Source organism: Burkholderia sp. E168m15, from assembly GCF_016586105.1.
In the GTDB taxonomy this organism is placed as follows: domain Bacteria; phylum Pseudomonadota; class Gammaproteobacteria; order Burkholderiales; family Burkholderiaceae; genus Burkholderia; species Burkholderia orbicola.
In genome coordinates, this window is sequence record NZ_BCPO01000083.1 from 1 (window position 1) to 15,619 (window position 15,619).

The following is a 15,619-nucleotide window of genomic DNA, read 5'->3' on the forward strand; positions in this document are numbered from 1 at the left end:
GGCGCGACGAGCGCGAGCGGCCGCCGCGCGCTGACGCTGCGGGCGAGCGCGGGCGCGAGCAGCCGCATCTCGCCGCCGCCCGGCTGCGCGGCCAGCAGTTCGACGAGGCCGCCGACCGGCCAGCCGCCACCCGGCAGCTCGGCCGACAGCGGCGCGAAGCCCGTGTCGATCGTGCGCGGACCGCCGCGCGCGAGCTGCGAGCCGCGCCAAAGGGACGGATGAAGGGATTCGGGAGCAATGGAGGATGCGAGCATGACGCCACCCACAACTGTATGGATATACAGTATATGGCAATGCGTCCGCGCCGCACAGCACCGGTGTAAAACCGGTTTTCGTCAGAAGAAAAACGACGGGAAAGCCGGCGTGGCCGTCATGTTACGCCGCGCCGGAGCGGGCGTGCCCGGATCGTGTCGCCCGGCCGGGCCGGCACGCCAACCCGCCGGAGAACCGGCACGATGCAGCACCCCGCACCGCACCGGCCGCCCGTCAGCCGAGCAGCAGCGCGTCGTCGTCGAGCTGCTCGTGCCGCACCTTCTCGAACATCTGCAGCAGGTCCGGCACGTCGAGCCCGCGACGCGCCTCGCCCGACACGTCGAGCACGACCTGCCCCTGGTGCAGCATCACCGTGCGGTCGCCGTAGTCGAGCGCCTGCCGCATGCTGTGCGTGACCATCATCGTCGTCAGCTTGCTCTCGGCGACGATGCGCGCGGTCAGCTCCAGCACGAACGCGGCCGTCTTCGGGTCGAGCGCGGCCGTGTGCTCGTCGAGCAGCAGGATCCGCGACGGCCGCAGCGACGCCATCAGCAGGCTCACCGCCTGCCGCTGGCCGCCCGACAGCAGCCCGATCCGGTCGGTCAGCCGGTTTTCCAGCCCGAGGTTCAGCAGCCGCAGCTTGTCGCGGAACAGCTCGCGCGACGGCCGGTCGAGCGCGGCCCGGAAGCCGCGCCGCGCGCCGCGCGCCATCGCGAGCGCCATGTTCTCCTCGATCGTCAGCGCCTCGCAGGTGCCGGCCATCGGGTCCTGGAACACGCGCGCGACGAGGTGCGCGCGATCCCACGCGGCCTTGCGCGTGACGTCCGTGCCGTCGATCGCGATGCGTCCCGCATCGACGCGCTGGTCGCCGCTGACCGCATTGAGGAAGGTCGACTTGCCGGCGCCGTTCGAGCCGATCACCGCGACGAACTGGCCGTCGGGAATCTCGAGCGACAGCCCGCGCAGCGCGCGCGTCTCGATCGGCGTGCCGGGATTGAACGTGAGTTTGAGATCGTGTGCGGACAGCATGTCAGGCCCCTCCGTTCTTGCGCGCGAACAGCTTCTTGCGCGTCGCCGGCAGCACCAGCGCGATCGTGACGAGCGCGGCCGTCACGAGGTTCAGGTCCTGCGCCTTCAGGCCGATGAATTCGCTGTTCAGCGCGAGCGCGATGAAGAAGCGGTAGACGATCGCGCCAAGCACGACGGCGAGCGTCGTCAGCACGAGCCGGCGCGCGGGCAGCAGCGTCTCGCCGATGATCACCGCGGCCAGCCCGATCACGATCGTGCCGATCCCCATCGAGATGTCCGAGCCGCCCTGCGTCTGCGCGAACAGGGCACCCGCGAGCGCGACGAGCGCGTTCGACAACGCCATCCCGGCGAGCGTCGCGCGGCCGGTCGCGATGCCTTGCGCCCGCGCCATCCGCGGGTTCGCGCCGGTCGCGCGCATCGCGAGGCCGAGCTGCGACGAGAAGAACCAGTCGAGGCCGAGCTTCGCGACCACGACGACGATCGCGAGCAGCGCCGGGCGCAGCACGTAATCGGGCATCCAGTCGGGCTGCAGCACGGTGAAGAGCGTCGGCTCGGTGATCAGCGGCACGTTCGGCCGGCCCATGATCCGCAGGTTCACCGAGTAGAGCGCGATCATCATCAGGATACTGGCGAGCAGATCCATGATCTTCAGGCGCACGTTCAGCCAGCCGGTGACGAAGCCAGCCAGCGCGCCCGCGACGATCGCGATCACGGTCGACGTGAATGGGTCATGGCCAGCCGAGATCAGCGTCGCGGCGACGGCGCCGCCGAGCGGAAAGCTGCCGTCGACGGTGAGGTCGGGGAAGTTGAGGATGCGAAACGAGATCAGCACCCCGAGGGCGACGAGGCTGAAGATCAGGCCGATCTCCAGTGCGCCCAGAAACGAGAACAGAGACATGATGGGGAAATCCTGTTGCTTCCCGGCCGGACGTGTACGGCCGGGCGAAGCGAACGGGCGGCCCCGGGTGGAGGCCGCCCGTCCGGCGATGTCGTCGAGGCCCGGATCGGGCCTGCCAGCGCGGCGTCGGGCCGCGGCTTACTTGATGACCGTCTTCGCTTCCTTCACGAGATCCGGCGACAGCGTGACACCCTGCTTCGCGGCCGCGCCCGTATTGACGAACAGCTCGAGGTTGCTGCTCGTCTCCGACGCGATCGCGCCCGGCTTCTCGCCCTTCAGGATGCGCGCGACGACCTTGCCGGTCTGCCGGCCGAGGTCGCCGTAGTTGATGCCGAGCGCCGCGATGCCGCCGCGCTTCACGCTGTCGGTATCGCCCGCGACGAGCGGGATCTTCGCTTCGTTCGCGACCTTCACGAGCGCTTCGTACGCGGACACGACGTTGTTGTCGGTGTTCGTGTAGATCACGTCGACCTTGCCGATCAGGCTCTTCGCGGCCGGGCCGATGTCGACGGTACGCGGCGCGGCCGCTTCCTTCAGCGTCATCCCCTGCTTCGCGAGGATCTCCTTGAGCTCCTTCACGACGACGACCGAATTCGCCTCGCCCGGGTTGTAGACCATGCCGACCGTCTTCGCATTCGGCACGACGCGCTTGATCAGCGCGACCTGGCGATCGAGCGGCAGCTTGTCGGACACGCCCGTCACGTTGGTGCCCGACGGGCCCCAGCCCTTCACGAGCTGCGCGGCGACCGGGTCGGTCACGCCCGAGTAGACGACCGGCACGCTCTTCGTCGCGGCGACGACCGACTGCGCGGCCGGCGTCGCGATCGCGACGATCACGTCGGGCTTGTCGCCGACGAACTTGCGCGCGATCTGCGCGGCCGTGCCCGTGTTGCCCTGCGCGCTCTGGTACTCCCACTTGAGCTTGTCGTCGCCGTAACCTTCCGCCTTCAGTTCGGCGCGCACGCCGTCGCGGATCGCATCGAGCGCCGGATGGTCGACGATCGACAGCACCTTGACGGTCTGCGCATGCGCGGCGCCGGCCAGCGCGAATGCGGCGACGCCGGCCGTGATCGAACGGATCGCGAAAGTCTTGAATCGCTTCATGGGTATGTCTCCCCCGTATTGTGTCGGTTCTGGATGATGGATTCCCGCCGCCGTCGGGCGGGCGCCGCCCGTGCGTACGAAACGCGGGCGATCGGCCCGCGCATGCTCCGGGAAAGCATGCAGCGGCGAACGCACGAGGATACCATTTCCGCAGACCACCGCCTGACTCCACGCTTTCACGCGGCACGCCGGACGCAGCCCTCGCCGAGGCCCCGCGAAGGCGTCCAAAGCCCCGCCGGTGGCGGCTCCGGCGCGTGTCGGCCAACGCGTCAGCCGTGCTCATGGCTTTACGCTATGCTGTCGGCCGACCCAATCCACTCCATCGGAGGGCAGATGAAACGGGGTATCCGAGCCGTCGCGTTCGCCGCCGTCGCACTGGCGCTGCCGGGCGCGGCGTTCGCACTGACCGACGGCAGCGCGCAATACGACGACTGCATGCTCAATGCGCTGCGCGAAAGCCGCAACGGCGCGGCGGCCCAGTTGATCCAGCGCTCGTGCGACGCGCTGTACCGCAACAACGCGATGCTGCTGCCGCGCGAGCGGCGCTTTCACGAGTGCGTCGTGCAGTCGCTGCCCGGCGTGCGCGACAACTACGCGATCCAGCAGATCATGTCGATCTGCTCGCGGCGCGGGGAGATGTAGGCATAGGCGCGCGTGCCGCGCCAATGAAAAAAGGGCCTGCGCGATGCAGGCCCTGTTCGTTCAGCGGTCCGACCGGTGAGCAGCGTTCAGAACGACGCGACCATCGAGCCCTTGAACTGCTTCTTGATGAATTCCTTCACTTCCGGCGACTGGTACGCCTTGACCAGCTTCTTCACCCACGGCTGATCCTTGTCCTTCGCGCGCACGGCGATCAGGTTCGCGTACGGGCTGGTCAGCGCCTCGAGTGCGATCGCGTCCTTGGTCGGCTGCAGGTTCGCGGCCAGCGCGTAGTTGGTGTTGATCACGGCCGCATCGACGTCCGACAGCACGCGCGGCAGTTGCGCGGCGTCGAGTTCGGAGATCTTCAGCTTCTTCGGGTTCTCGGCGATGTCGAGCACCGTCGCGTTGTTGCCGCCCGTGCCGGCGCCCGCCTTCAGCTTGATCACGCCTTGCGTCTGCAGCAGCAGCAGCGCGCGGTTTTCGTTCGACGGATCGTTCGGCACCGCGAGCTTCGCGCCCTGCGGCAGATCCTTCAGCGACTTGAACTTCTTCGAGTACACGCCGATCGGCGAGATGTAGGTCAGGCCCGCGCTGACGATCTTGTAGCCGCGCTGCTTCACCTGGCTGTCGAGGTAGGGCTGGTGCTGGAAGCTGTTCGCGTCGAGGTCGCCCGAATCGAGCGCCGCGTTCGGCTGCACGTAGTCGTTGAACTCGATGACCTTCACGTTCAGGCCTTCCTTCTCTTTCGCGACCTTCTGCACGACTTGCCATACTTCCGAATCCGGGCCGGCGACCGTGCCGACCTTGATCACCTTGTCTTCGGCGTGCGCGCCGGCCGACAGCGTCAGCGCGGCACCGGTGGCCAACACGGAAAATACCTTCAGGAGACTGCGACGCTTCATCTGTTTCTCGCTTGCTTGCTTACTTGAAATGGGGCGCGATACGGGTATGCCCGGACTCGCAGGAAGGGCCAAATGGTGTCACAGGATCGGTGGGAAGTGAAATACATCCCGCTCATATGGGTATGCACCAGCGCAGTGCTGGGGGCCGACGCGTCGACTCGGCCGTTAGTTGCATTTCTCGCTCAACGCATCGGCCCGTCGACCGACCGCGTCACGCCGCCACCGCCTCGTCGGCCGTCTGCTTGCCGAAGGCCGGCTCGGCTGCCCGCGCGCCGGCTCCGCGCGGCGACGCGCCGCCGGTATTGCCGACCCGGAACGCGCCGACCGCATCGCGCAGCCGTGCGGCCTGCTCCTGCAGCGACGCGGCCGCCGCCGCAGCTTCCTCGACCAGCGCCGCATTCTGCTGCGTCACCTGGTCCATCTGCGTGACCGCGCGCCCGACCTGCGTGATGCCGCTCGCCTGCTCCTCGGACGCGGCCGCGATCTCGCCCATGATGTCGGTCACGCGCGCGACCGCCTGCAGGATCTCGCCCATCGTCGTGCCGGCCTGGCCGACCAGCGTCGAGCCGTTGCGCACGCGCTCGACCGAATCGACGATCAGCTCGCGAATCTCTTTCGCGGCCGTCGCGCTGCGCTGCGCGAGCGAACGCACCTCGCCCGCGACCACCGCGAAGCCGCGCCCCTGCTCGCCCGCGCGCGCGGCCTCGACCGCCGCGTTCAGCGCGAGGATGTTGGTCTGGAATGCGATGCCCTCGATCACGCCGATGATGTCGGCGATCTTGCGCGAACTGTCGTCGATCTCGCCCATCGTGCCGATCACGCGGTTCACGACGTCGCTCCCGGTGCGCGCGATGTCCGACGCGTTGTTCGCGAGCCCGCTCGCCTGCCGCGCGTTGTCGGCGTTCTGCTTCACCGTCGCGGTCAGCTGCTCCATGCTCGCAGCCGTTTCCTCGAGCGACGCGGCCTGCTCCTCGGTGCGCTGCGACAGGTCGTCGTTGCCGGCCGAGATCTGGCGGCTCGCCGACGCGATCGCTTCGGCCGACTGGCGAATCCCGCCGATCGTCGCCTGCAGCCGCGCCTGCATGTCGTGCATCGCGGCCATCATGCTCGTGCGGTCGCCCGCGCGCACCGGCACCGGCAGCGTGAGGTCGCCCTGCGCGATGCGCGCCGCGAGCGCGGCCGCTTCGTCCGGCTCGCCGCCGAGGCTGCCGCGCACGTTGCGGATGATCACCAGCATCGCCGCGCTGATCACGAAGCCGATCACGAACACCACGGCCAGGTGGCCGAGCAGCGTCCGGTAGTAGACGGTGTCGATGTCCTTCAGGAACACGCCGCTCGAGATGTTCCAGTCCCACGGCGCGAACCGCGTGACGTAGCTGATCTTCGGCACGGCCGTCTCGCTGTGCGGCAAGCGCCCGCGATATTCGGCGAATCCGCTGCCGGTTGCCTTCGCGGCGTTCAGGATCGTCACGAACAGCGGCTTGCCGTCCGGATCGAGATAGTCGCCGACCTGCGTGTCGACGAGCTTCGGCAGCGTCGGATGCATCAGCACGACCGGCTTCGAATCCATCACGAACACATAGCCCGAATCGCCATAGCGCATCGCGGCGAGGCTCGCGAGCGCGTCGCGCTTCGCGTCGGCCTCGGGCAGCGTGCCGTTCTGCGCGAGCGCGTGATAGGCCTTCACGATGCCCGCCGCCGAGTCGACGAGATTCGCGATGCCGGCCTTGCGTTCGGCGAGCATCGTCGCGCGCGTCTCGTAGGCGCTCCATGCGCCGACGCCCAGAAGACCGATCCATACCAGCGCAAGCGCGAGCCACAGCTTGCGGTTCAAACTCATTCTGCTCATCTGCGTGCCTCTGTCGATGTCGATGCATCCGGCGCGCCAACGGCCTGCCGCGCGCAAACGGTTGCTCTTTTATTTACGGCAACGAGGCTTACATCTTGAATACACGCGAACACGGCGAACCGGAGATCGACAAACGCGCCGCCCGCCGGCGCGACAGCCCGCATCCGCTGTGCTAAAAAGACCGGCTGACCGTCGCACAAAGCGCCGGCATCATTCCAAGGCCATCCATGTACGTCATCGACATCCACTACACCGCGTCGCTCGAGCGCATCGACGACGCGCTCGAACGCCACCGCGCGTACCTGCAGCCGCAGTTCGACAAGGGCATCTTCATCGCGGCGGGGCCGAAGGTGCCGCGCGAAGGCGGCGTGATCCTCGCGGCCCGCATCGATCGCGACGCACTCGACGCGATCCTCGAAACCGACCCGTTCGTCACCGAGGGGCTCGCCACCTATCGCGTGACGGAATTCCGGATCACGCGCGCCGCGTCGGGCTTCAACGTGCCGGCGCTGCCGTAACGCGGCTTCGGCGCAATACGCGCGCATGCCGACGCGCCGCCCGGCGGGCAGCGCATGTGCACGACAACGAGAGCGGGAAAACGCGACGGCGCGAAAACGGCCGTCACGCGAAACGCCGGACCGGGCGCCCGGCGGTTGCCGGTCAGTCGACCAGCAGCTTCAGGTCGTGGACCCACGGGGCCGGGCCCTGGCCATCGCGTACGAACAAGCGCAGCTTGCCGTCGCGGTCGAACACGTAGCTCGCGGCCGTGTGATCCATCGTGTAACTGCCGGGCGTCTTGCCGGGCACCTTCGCGTAGTACACGCGGAAATCCTTCGTGACCTTCTTCAGCGCCGCGTCGTCGGCCGGCCGCAGGCCGATGAACGACGGATCGAACGCGGGCACGTACTGACCGAGCAGCGCCGGCGTGTCGCGTTCCGGATCGACGGTGACGAACAGCACCTGCACGCGCTTCGCGGCGTCGGGGCCGAGCTGCTTCAGCGCTTCGGACAATTCGGCCATCGTGGTCGGGCACACGTCCGGGCAATGCGTATAGCCGAAGAACATCACGACGGCACGGCCCTTGAAGTCGGCGAGCGTGCGGACCTTGCCGGTCGTATCGGGCAGCGAGAAGTCGCTGCCGAACTGCGTGTTGCCGGTGATGTCGAGATTCTGGAATTTCGGCGCGTTGTCGCATCCGGCGAGCAGCAGCGCTGCCGTGAATGCGCACGCGAGCATCCAGCCTTGGCGCGCGCGGCGCCCGAACCGTGATGGAAGCATTGCGTTCAAACCGTGCGGTTACACGCCGAGCAGCGGGCGTGCATAGTGATCGACGAGCAGCGCAGCAAACAGCAGCGACAGATAGACGATCGAGTAGCGGAAGGCCTTGCGGGCGAGTTCGTCCGAATAGTCGCGATGGATCTTCCACGCATACGCGAGGAACACCGCGCCGAGCAGCACTGCGCTCGTCAGGTAGACGGCCCCGCTCATCCCGGAAATGAACGGCATCAGCGTGACCGCGAACAGGATCACCGTGTACAGCAGGATGTGCAGCCGCGTGAACTTCTCGCCGTGCGTGACGGGCAGCATCGGCAGCCCGGCGTTCTCGTAATCCTTGCGGCGATACAGCGCGAGCACCCAGAAATGCGGCGGCGTCCAGACGAAGATGATCAGCACGAGGATCCACGCGTCGCCCGGCACCGCGCCGGTGACGGCGGCCCAGCCGAGCGCCGGCGGCATCGCGCCCGACGCGCCGCCGATCACGATGTTCTGCGGCGTCATCGGCTTGAGCAGCAGCGTGTAGATCACCGCGTAGCCGACGAACGTCGCGATCGTCAGCCACATCGTCAGCGGGTTCGTGAACGTATAGAGCGTCCATGCGCCGACGCTGCCGAGCACGGCCGAGAACAGCAGGATCTGCGGCGTCGTGATCTCGCCGCGCGCGGACGGACGCCACGCGGTGCGGCGCATCATCGCGTCGATCTTCTGTTCGACGAGGCAGTTGATCGCGAACGCGGCGCCGGCCAGCAGCCAGATGCCGACGGTGCCGCCGATCAGCACATGCCACGGCACCATGCCCGGCGTCGCGAGGAACATGCCGATCACCGCGCAGAACACCGCGAGCTGCGTGACACGCGGCTTCGTCAGCGCCATGTACTGGGAAAAGCGGCTACCGGGCGATTGGGAGAGGGTGCTTTGCATGGGGACGGTCACGCCGGGGCGGCGTCGCGCGCAGGCTGCGCGACACGGCCGGGGCGGCTTGAAAGGATGCGAAAGTTTAACATGACGACGAGCAGCAGCAGGATCGCGGCCCCGCCGTTGTGCGCGACGGCGACGGGCAGCGGCCACTGCAGCACGATGTTGGTCAGGCCCGTCACGAACTGCAGCAGGACGACCAGCAGCACGCCGTTCGCGGGCCGCCGCAGCGAGTCGAAGCGGCGCATCTTCAGCGCGAACGCGACCAGATACGCGACCACGACGAACGCGAACGTGCGGTGCGTCCAGTGGATCGCGACCAGCGCGTCCTGCGTGATCGCGTCGCCGTCCTTCGTCATTCCGAGCGCGCGCCACAGGTGGAAGCCGTGCTGGAAGTCCATCGGCGGAATCCACTGGCCGTTGCAGGTCGGGAAGTCGGTGCACGCGAGCACCGCGTAGTTGGTGCTCACCCAGCCGCCGAGCGCGATCTGCACGACCAGCAGCACGAGCGCCGCGAGCGCGGCCGCACGGTAACGCCCGGCCTCGGGGTCATACGACGGCAGCGGCGTCTGCCGCGCCGCGAGCCAGCCCAGCGTGCCGAGCAGCGTGAGACCGAGCAGCAGGTGGATCGTGACGATCACCGGTTGCAGCTTCATCGTGACCGTCCATGCGCCGAACGCGCCCTGCACGAGAATCAGCAGCAGCAGGCTCGTCGGCCACCACGGCGACACGTGCAGCGGGCGGCGGCGCAGCCGCGCGGCCCATGCGATCACCGTCTGCGCGATGATCAGCACGCCGATCGCCATCGCGAAATAGCGGTGGATCATCTCGATCCACGCCTTCGTCATGCTGACCGGCCCGGTCGGCATCGCCTGGTGCGCGGCCGTGATCGCCGCGTGCGCGATGAACGGCGACGACGTGCCGTAGCAGCCGGGCCAGTCGGGGCAGCCGAGGCCCGAGTCGGTCAGCCGCGTGAAGCCGCCGAACATCACGAGGTCGAGCGTCAGGAACGTGGTGATCCACACGAGCTTGCGGAACTTGTCGTCGTCGGCCTTCACCCACACGTACGACAGCGGCAGCAGCGCGATGCACAAGCCGATCAGGCCGAGTTGCAGTAGATACGACATCGGAATGGTGCCTCGTTCTCTCGCCTTAACCGATGCTCGACCACTTCAGCAGCTTCGTCACGTCCGACTTGATCTTGCTGGGATTCGGGTCTTTCGGGAAACGCATCATCAGGTTGCCGTTCGGGTCGACCATGTAGATGTGGTCGCTGTCCTTCGTGCCGGCATCGGCCGGCAGCCACGCGGCCACCGCGGCCGGATCGGCGACGAGCCGGCGCGTGTCCGGATACGCATCCAGCACCTTCTGCGGCATCGCGCCCGCATCGCTGCGCAGCCACACCATCGTGATCCGGTGCCGTTCGCCCGCCTGCGTGACGCGGACCTGACGCATGAAATAAAGCTTCTGCGCGCAGGCGTCGTCGCACGCGCTGCGGTCGGTCATCACGAACAGCCAGACCCCGCGCAGCGACGACAGCGGCACCGTCTTGCCGGTTTCGTCGGTGACCTGCAGATCCGCCGGGATCGGGCGCTGCGGCTCGATCAGCGTGCCGTAGTTCGTCGACCCGCCCTTCGGCTTGATCACGTAATAGGTGAAGTACGACGCGATCATCGGCGCGGCGCACACGAGACCCAGCAGCACGAGCATCCAGCGGCCGCGCTTGCGGGCCGCGGGCGACATCGGCGCAGCGGCCGAACCCTGACGGGGAGATTGCATGGACAAATCAGACCTCTCGAAACGAACCCGCGGCGCCGGCGCCGCGTCCTGGCATGACGCTCACGCGCCGGCCGACTTCTTCGCCGCACGCCGCGCGGCGTACAGGCCGAAGCCGAGCGCGGCCGCCGCCATCGCCCACCACTGAAACATGTAACCGTAATTGCGCTCGACGCCGGTCGTCGCCGCCGGCCAGTCGCGCACGAGCTTGTCGCCGTCGTCGCTCGTCTGCTGGATCACGAACGGCTGCAGCGGCAGCCCGGTTTCCTTCGCATACGCGGCGACGTCGAGGTTCTGCCGGATCTTCTGGTACGCGGCCGACCCGCCTTCGCCGAGCTCGAACGCGCGCGACGCGTCGGCACGCGCGATGCCGACGATCTCGATGTCGCCCGCCGGCGTCGCGAACGGCTCGATCGCCGTGCGATCGGCGATGTTGCGCGGCAGCCAGCCGCGGTTCACGAGCACGACGCCACCGCCCGTGAGTTTAAACGGCATCACGACGTAAAAACCCGGCTGGTCGTTATACGGCCGATTGTCGAGGAACACCGCCTGCTCGGGCATAAAACGGCCCTTTGCCCGTACGCGATGAAACTCGATCGACGCGAGCGGCACCGGCTGCGCGCCGATGTCGACCGGCACCGCCTGCTCGTAGCGCTCGACGCTCGCCTGCAGCGCTTCCTTCTGGTGCGCGCGGTCGCGCTGCCAGAACCCGAGACGGATCGTGATGGCGACGACGACGAGGATCAGCAGCGCGGGCAGCCAGCGAATCTTCATCATGCGGCCCGCCCGGCACCTGCGCGAAAGCGAAGTGCGATAATTATCCTCTTCCTTTCGAATTGCCGTCGTCCGGTTCGTGTCATGCACATACTCGTTCCCATCGCCTTCGTCCTCATCATTGCCAGCATGGGCTCGGCGCTCTACTTCATGATGCACGACCGCGGCCATACGAAGCGCATGGTCTGGTCGCTCGCCACCCGCGTCGGGCTGTCGGTGTCGCTGTTCCTGCTCATCCTGTTCGCGAACTGGATGGGCTGGATCCATTCGACCGGCCTGCCGATCGGGCGTTGATGCCTTTGCCGCGCCGACCGCTGTGACATTTAGCCGCACGGCCGCGCCACCAAGCAAAAGCGCCGCCTGACTGAGTCGCGGCGGCGCCAGGGTGGTATCGCTCGCGGCTTCGCCGCCGCGCCCACGACACCAATGAAAACGGCCCGCGCATCGCTGCGCGGGCCGTCGTTCCATTTACAGCCAGTAGACGACGACGTACAGGCCGAGCCAGACGACGTCGACGAAGTGCCAGTACCACGCGGCGCCTTCGAAGGCGAAGTGATGATCGGGCTTGAAGTGGCCGCGGATCATCCGCACCAGCACCACCGCGAGCATCGTGCCGCCGAGGAACACGTGGAAGCCGTGGAAGCCGGTCAGCAGGAAGAACGTCGAACCGTACACGCCCGAGTTCAGCGTCAGGTTCAGTTCGTTGTACGCGTGGTAGTACTCGAAGCCCTGCAGGAACAGGAAGCAGATCCCGAACACGAGCGTCGCGGCCAGCCACGCAATCGCCTTCTTGCGATGATCGTCGCGCAGCGCGTGGTGCGAGATCGTCAGCGTCACGCCCGACGACAGCAGGAACGCGGTGTTCAGCGTCGGGATCGGCCACGGGCCCATCGTCTTGAAGTGACCGGCGAGCGCGGCGGGGCCTTCGTTCGGCCACACGGCGGAGAAGTCCGGCCAGATCAGCTTGTAGTCGAGGCTGCCGAGCTGGTGCAGCGCGATCTCACGCGCATAGAACAGCGCGCCGAAGAACGCGCCGAAGAACATCACTTCCGAGAAGATGAACCAGCTCATGCTCCAGCGGTACGACTTGTCGACGTTCTTGCCGTAATGACCGCCTTCCGATTCGGCGATCGCGTCGCCGAACCAGTGATACAGCGTGAAGAGCAACCACAGCAGGCCGAGCAGCGCCGTAAACGGCGCCCAGTCGTGACCGTTGATCCACAGCGCGGCCGACCCGAGCATGACCAGCAGGCCGATGGCCGCGCTGATCGGATGCTGCGACGGATGCGGCACGAAATAGTACGGGGTCTGGTTTTGACCGCTCATGCTTGATTCTCCACTTCAGTCCAATTTGTGTACCGGAAACCGCTCCGGCTTTATTTCTTGCGCGGCGAGACCGCCGCCGCGCTTTCCCGCACGCCGCGCCGTGGCGCCGCGCACTGCATTCTTTCGTCGTTGCTAGCCGCTAAGCCGTGCGCCGCTAGCCGCACGCCACTAGCCGTGCGCCCTCAACCCACGACGGCACGCACGATCAGGATCAGCACGCCGATGAACACGCCGGCCGCGAGCAACGCGACGATCAGCACGTGCAGCGGATTGAGCTGCGTCGCGTCGGCCTCCAGGTCGCGCCGCTTGCGCACCCCGAAGAACGACCACAGCACCGCTTTCAGCGCCTGACCGAACGTTCCGCTCCGCTTGACCTCCGTCATCGCCCCGTCTCCTTCGTCATGCGTCCGGCTTCGCCGCACCCTGCGCCGCCGTACTGCGCTGCGCCGGTGCCGGCGTGGCCGGAGTATTCAGCTCGAAGAACGTGTACGACAGCGTGATCGTCTTCACGTCCTTCGGCAATTTCGGGTCGATCACGAACACCACCGGCATCTTGCGCGACTCGTTCGCGGTCAGCGTCTGCTGCGTGAAGCAAAAGCACTCGATCTTCTTGAAGAACTCCGTGGCCTGCTTCGGCGCGTAGCTCGGAATCGCCTGCGCGACGACCGGCCGGCCCTGCCCGTTCGTCACGTCGTACACGATCGTCGTCAGTTCGCCCGGATGCACGTCGAGGCTGTTGTGCTCCGGCTTGAACCCGAGTGGCCCGCGCGCGTTCGCATCGAACTCGACCGACACCGTGCGGCTGGTGTCGACCTGCGAGTTCTTCACCTCGCGCTCGCTGACATCGCGCTGCACCAGGTTGTTGATGCCGGTGATCTGGCAGATCGCCCGATACATCGGGATCAGCGCGAAGCCGAAACCGAACATCAGCCCGGCCACGACGAAGAGCTTCACCAGCATCGAACGATTGAACGCACGATCCACGGCGCCCTCTTCCGGCTTCGACATACGACGACTTCCTCGCTACTGCGTCAGTTACTGCATCAGTGGGTGGACAGCCACCACTGCTTGATCACGACACCCACGAAAAAAACGGCGGCGATGACGAGCAGGGTGAGGCCGAGCCGCTTGTTGCCCGCGCGGATCTGCTCGGGCGTTCGTCTTTCTGGTGGATTCCGGGTCATCTGAAACTTCGCTGAAACTTCCGTTCCGCGCCCGCCGCGCCTGCCTGCGCGGCAGGCAGCGGCGGAACGCTCGGTGAAACTTATTCGACGTGCGGCGGTTGCTCGAACGTGTGGAACGGAGCCGGGCTCGGTACCGTCCACTCGAGGCCCGTCGCGCCATCCCACGGCTTGTCCGACGCCTTTTCCAGCTCGCCGCCGCCACGGTAGGCCGGCAGCGCGACCGCAAACAGGAAGTACACCTGCGCGAGGCCGAAGCCGAATGCGCCGATCGTCGCCACCTGGTTGAAGTCCGTGAACTGCGCCGGGTAATCCGCATAGCGGCGCGGCATGCCCGCGAGACCGACGAAGTGCATCGGGAAGAACGTCAGGTTGAAGAAGATCATCGACGCCCAGAAGTGGATCTTGCCGCGCGTCTCGTTGTACATCCAGCCCGTCCACTTCGGCGCCCAGTAGTACCAGCCCGAGAACAGCGCGAACAGCGAGCCGGCCACCAGCACGTAGTGGAAGTGCGCGACCACGAAGTAGGTGCCGTGATACTGGATGTCGAGCGGCGCCATCGCGAGCATCAGGCCCGTCAGGCCGCCGAACGTGAACACGAACAGGAAGCCGATCGCGAACAGCATCGGGGTTTCGAACGTCATCGAGCCGCGCCACATCGTCGCGAGCCAGTTGAACACCTTCACGCCCGTCGGCACCGCGATCAGCATCGTCGCGTACATGAAGAACAGCTGGCCGGTGACCGGCATGCCCGTGGCGAACATGTGGTGCGCCCAGACCATGAACGACAGGATCGCGATCGATGCCGTCGCGTACACCATCGAGCTGTAGCCGAACAGCGTCTTGCGTGCGAACGCCGGGATCACCTGCGACACGATCCCGAACGCCGGCAGAATCATGATGTACACCTCGGGGTGGCCGAAGAACCAGAAGATGTGCTGGTACATCACCGGGTCGCCGCCGCCTGCCGCGTTGAAGAACGACGTGCCGAAGTGGCGGTCGAACAGCACCATCGTGATCGCGCCCGCCAGAACCGGCATCACGGCGATCAGCAGGTACGCGGTGATCAGCCACGTCCACGCGAACATCGGCATCTTCATCAGCGTCATGCCCGGTGCGCGCATGTTCAGGATCGTCACGACGATGTTGATCCCGCCCATGATCGACGATGCGCCCATGATGTGGACCGCGAAGATCGCGAAGTCCATGCCCGGGCCCATCTGCGTCGACAGCGGTGCGTACAGCGTCCAGCCGGCGGCCGTCGCGCCGCCCGGCGCGAAAAACGAGCCGACCAGCAGCACGGCCGCGACCGGCAGCAGCCAGAAGCTGAAGTTGTTCATCCGCGCGAACGCCATGTCGGATGCGCCGATCTGCAGCGGAATCATCCAGTTCGCGAAGCCGACGAACGCCGGCATGATCGCGCCGAACACCATGATCAGGCCGTGCATCGTCGTGAGTTCGTTGAAGAACTCCGGACGCATGATCTGCAGGCCCGGCTCGAACAGCTCGGCACGGATGCCGAGCGCCATCACGCCGCCCGACAGGAACATGATGAACGAGAACAGCAGGTACAGCGTACCGATGTCCTTGTGGTTGGTGGCGAACAGCCAGCGACGCCAGCCGTGCGGGGCTTCGTGCGCGTGGTCGTCGTGCGCGTGGTCCGCGGCTACGTCGTGCCCGATGCTAGACATGA

General features: G+C 66.8%; 18 protein-coding genes and 1 pseudogene. 3 read left to right on the forward strand and 16 right to left on the reverse strand.

Features of this window, described 5'->3' with window-relative positions:
- The 4 genes and pseudogenes from JMF86_RS14100 to JMF86_RS14115 all read right to left on the reverse strand — a co-directional run.
- Nucleotides 1–254: pseudogene (locus tag JMF86_RS14100) on the reverse strand (recombinase RecA); the annotation flags it as partial.
- A 232-nt stretch (nucleotides 255–486) separates the two neighbouring features.
- Nucleotides 487–1,281 (reverse strand): ABC transporter ATP-binding protein, encoded by a 795-nt coding sequence (locus tag JMF86_RS14105; protein ID WP_027805337.1) that lies wholly within the window; start codon nucleotides 1,279–1,281, stop codon nucleotides 487–489.
- Nucleotide 1,282: 1 nt separating this feature from the next.
- Nucleotides 1,283–2,179, reverse strand: coding sequence for an ABC transporter permease (locus tag JMF86_RS14110; RefSeq protein WP_011546267.1), 897 nt, complete (start codon nucleotides 2,177–2,179; stop codon nucleotides 1,283–1,285).
- Between the two features lie 138 nt (nucleotides 2,180–2,317).
- Nucleotides 2,318–3,283, reverse strand: a complete 966-nt coding sequence (locus JMF86_RS14115) for an ABC transporter substrate-binding protein (protein WP_027805336.1) — start codon at nucleotides 3,281–3,283, stop codon at nucleotides 2,318–2,320.
- A 333-nt stretch (nucleotides 3,284–3,616) separates the two neighbouring features.
- Here JMF86_RS14115 and JMF86_RS14120 point away from each other — a divergent pair, with 333 nt between their 5' ends.
- Nucleotides 3,617–3,925 carry a VF_A0006 family four-cysteine protein gene (locus JMF86_RS14120; protein WP_012329261.1) on the forward strand — a complete coding sequence of 103 codons (309 nt, stop codon included), beginning with the start codon at nucleotides 3,617–3,619 and terminating at the stop codon, nucleotides 3,923–3,925.
- An 86-nt stretch (nucleotides 3,926–4,011) separates the two neighbouring features.
- Here JMF86_RS14120 and JMF86_RS14125 read toward each other — a convergent pair whose 3' ends face one another.
- Complete coding sequence (locus JMF86_RS14125; protein WP_006477742.1) at nucleotides 4,012–4,827, reverse strand: MetQ/NlpA family ABC transporter substrate-binding protein; 816 nt, start codon at nucleotides 4,825–4,827, stop codon at nucleotides 4,012–4,014.
- Nucleotides 4,828–5,038: 211 nt separating this feature from the next.
- Nucleotides 5,039–6,676 (reverse strand): methyl-accepting chemotaxis protein, encoded by a 1,638-nt coding sequence (locus JMF86_RS14130; protein ID WP_201317019.1) that lies wholly within the window; start codon nucleotides 6,674–6,676, stop codon nucleotides 5,039–5,041.
- 227 nt (nucleotides 6,677–6,903) lie between these two features.
- Between JMF86_RS14130 and JMF86_RS14135 the strand changes: the two genes are divergently transcribed.
- On the forward strand, nucleotides 6,904–7,194 hold the full coding sequence (locus JMF86_RS14135; RefSeq protein ID WP_012329263.1) for a YciI family protein: 291 nt from the start codon (nucleotides 6,904–6,906) through the stop codon (nucleotides 7,192–7,194).
- Between the two features lie 142 nt (nucleotides 7,195–7,336).
- On the opposite strand, the gene JMF86_RS14140 is transcribed toward JMF86_RS14135, so the two are convergent.
- The 5 genes from JMF86_RS14140 to JMF86_RS14160 are packed head-to-tail and all read right to left on the reverse strand — an operon-like array spanning nucleotide 7,337 to nucleotide 11,419.
- Nucleotides 7,337–7,954, reverse strand: coding sequence for an SCO family protein (locus JMF86_RS14140; protein ID WP_077180365.1), 618 nt, complete (start codon nucleotides 7,952–7,954; stop codon nucleotides 7,337–7,339).
- Nucleotides 7,955–7,972: 18 nt separating this feature from the next.
- Entirely contained in the window at nucleotides 7,973–8,875 is a 903-nt protein-coding gene (cyoE, locus tag JMF86_RS14145) for a heme o synthase (RefSeq protein WP_006477738.1), read from the reverse strand.
- 8 nt (nucleotides 8,876–8,883) lie between these two features.
- Nucleotides 8,884–9,996, reverse strand: a complete 1,113-nt coding sequence (locus tag JMF86_RS14150) for a heme A synthase (protein ID WP_011546270.1) — start codon at nucleotides 9,994–9,996, stop codon at nucleotides 8,884–8,886.
- A 25-nt stretch (nucleotides 9,997–10,021) separates the two neighbouring features.
- Complete coding sequence (locus tag JMF86_RS14155; RefSeq protein ID WP_041492027.1) at nucleotides 10,022–10,648, reverse strand: cytochrome c oxidase subunit I; 627 nt, start codon at nucleotides 10,646–10,648, stop codon at nucleotides 10,022–10,024.
- Nucleotides 10,649–10,708: 60 nt separating this feature from the next.
- Nucleotides 10,709–11,419, reverse strand: a complete 711-nt coding sequence (locus JMF86_RS14160; RefSeq protein ID WP_236593014.1) for an SURF1 family protein — start codon at nucleotides 11,417–11,419, stop codon at nucleotides 10,709–10,711.
- A gap of 84 nt (nucleotides 11,420–11,503) precedes the next feature.
- On the opposite strand from JMF86_RS14160, the gene JMF86_RS14165 reads away from it, so the two are divergent.
- Nucleotides 11,504–11,713: a twin transmembrane helix small protein gene (locus JMF86_RS14165; protein ID WP_006477735.1), complete on the forward strand. Its 210-nt coding sequence runs from the start codon at nucleotides 11,504–11,506 to the stop codon at nucleotides 11,711–11,713.
- Nucleotides 11,714–11,887: 174 nt separating this feature from the next.
- On the opposite strand, the gene JMF86_RS14170 is transcribed toward JMF86_RS14165, so the two are convergent.
- The 5 genes from JMF86_RS14170 to ctaD form a co-directional block, all read right to left on the reverse strand.
- Complete coding sequence (locus JMF86_RS14170; protein ID WP_006477734.1) at nucleotides 11,888–12,745, reverse strand: cytochrome c oxidase subunit 3; 858 nt, start codon at nucleotides 12,743–12,745, stop codon at nucleotides 11,888–11,890.
- A 182-nt stretch (nucleotides 12,746–12,927) separates the two neighbouring features.
- Complete coding sequence (locus JMF86_RS14175; protein WP_011546273.1) at nucleotides 12,928–13,128, reverse strand: DUF2970 domain-containing protein; 201 nt, start codon at nucleotides 13,126–13,128, stop codon at nucleotides 12,928–12,930.
- 16 nt (nucleotides 13,129–13,144) lie between these two features.
- Complete coding sequence (locus JMF86_RS14180) at nucleotides 13,145–13,753, reverse strand: cytochrome c oxidase assembly protein (RefSeq protein ID WP_006477732.1); 609 nt, start codon at nucleotides 13,751–13,753, stop codon at nucleotides 13,145–13,147.
- A gap of 35 nt (nucleotides 13,754–13,788) precedes the next feature.
- On the reverse strand, nucleotides 13,789–13,929 hold the full coding sequence (locus JMF86_RS14185; protein WP_011546274.1) for a cytochrome oxidase small assembly protein: 141 nt from the start codon (nucleotides 13,927–13,929) through the stop codon (nucleotides 13,789–13,791).
- 80 nt (nucleotides 13,930–14,009) lie between these two features.
- A complete protein-coding gene (gene ctaD / locus JMF86_RS14190) occupies nucleotides 14,010–15,617 on the reverse strand; it encodes a cytochrome c oxidase subunit I (protein WP_006477731.1) in 1,608 nt (535 codons plus the stop codon).
- Nucleotides 15,618–15,619 lie beyond the last annotated feature (2 nt).

Bases quoted from the DNA above. Each gene is read 5' to 3' on its own strand.
- JMF86_RS14105 (WP_027805337.1), bottom strand. From the start codon at position 1,281: ATGCTGTCCGCACACGATCTCAAACTCACGTTCAATCCCGGCACGCCG.
- JMF86_RS14110 (WP_011546267.1), bottom strand. From the start codon at position 2,179: ATGTCTCTGTTCTCGTTTCTGGGCGCACTGGAGATCGGCCTGATCTTC.
- JMF86_RS14115 (WP_027805336.1), bottom strand. From the start codon at position 3,283: ATGAAGCGATTCAAGACTTTCGCGATCCGTTCGATCACGGCCGGCGTC.
- JMF86_RS14120 (WP_012329261.1), top strand. From the start codon at position 3,617: ATGAAACGGGGTATCCGAGCCGTCGCGTTCGCCGCCGTCGCACTGGCG.
- JMF86_RS14125 (WP_006477742.1), bottom strand. From the start codon at position 4,827: ATGAAGCGTCGCAGTCTCCTGAAGGTATTTTCCGTGTTGGCCACCGGT.
- JMF86_RS14130 (WP_201317019.1), bottom strand. From the start codon at position 6,676: ATGAGCAGAATGAGTTTGAACCGCAAGCTGTGGCTCGCGCTTGCGCTG.
- JMF86_RS14135 (WP_012329263.1), top strand. From the start codon at position 6,904: ATGTACGTCATCGACATCCACTACACCGCGTCGCTCGAGCGCATCGAC.
- JMF86_RS14140 (WP_077180365.1), bottom strand. From the start codon at position 7,954: ATGCTTCCATCACGGTTCGGGCGCCGCGCGCGCCAAGGCTGGATGCTC.
- cyoE (WP_006477738.1), bottom strand. From the start codon at position 8,875: ATGCAAAGCACCCTCTCCCAATCGCCCGGTAGCCGCTTTTCCCAGTAC.
- JMF86_RS14150 (WP_011546270.1), bottom strand. From the start codon at position 9,996: ATGTCGTATCTACTGCAACTCGGCCTGATCGGCTTGTGCATCGCGCTG.
- JMF86_RS14155 (WP_041492027.1), bottom strand. From the start codon at position 10,648: ATGCAATCTCCCCGTCAGGGTTCGGCCGCTGCGCCGATGTCGCCCGCG.
- JMF86_RS14160 (WP_236593014.1), bottom strand. From the start codon at position 11,419: ATGAAGATTCGCTGGCTGCCCGCGCTGCTGATCCTCGTCGTCGTCGCC.
- JMF86_RS14165 (WP_006477735.1), top strand. From the start codon at position 11,504: ATGCACATACTCGTTCCCATCGCCTTCGTCCTCATCATTGCCAGCATG.
- JMF86_RS14170 (WP_006477734.1), bottom strand. From the start codon at position 12,745: ATGAGCGGTCAAAACCAGACCCCGTACTATTTCGTGCCGCATCCGTCG.
- JMF86_RS14175 (WP_011546273.1), bottom strand. From the start codon at position 13,128: ATGACGGAGGTCAAGCGGAGCGGAACGTTCGGTCAGGCGCTGAAAGCG.
- JMF86_RS14180 (WP_006477732.1), bottom strand. From the start codon at position 13,753: ATGTCGAAGCCGGAAGAGGGCGCCGTGGATCGTGCGTTCAATCGTTCG.
- JMF86_RS14185 (WP_011546274.1), bottom strand. From the start codon at position 13,929: ATGACCCGGAATCCACCAGAAAGACGAACGCCCGAGCAGATCCGCGCG.
- ctaD (WP_006477731.1), bottom strand. From the start codon at position 15,617: ATGTCTAGCATCGGGCACGACGTAGCCGCGGACCACGCGCACGACGAC.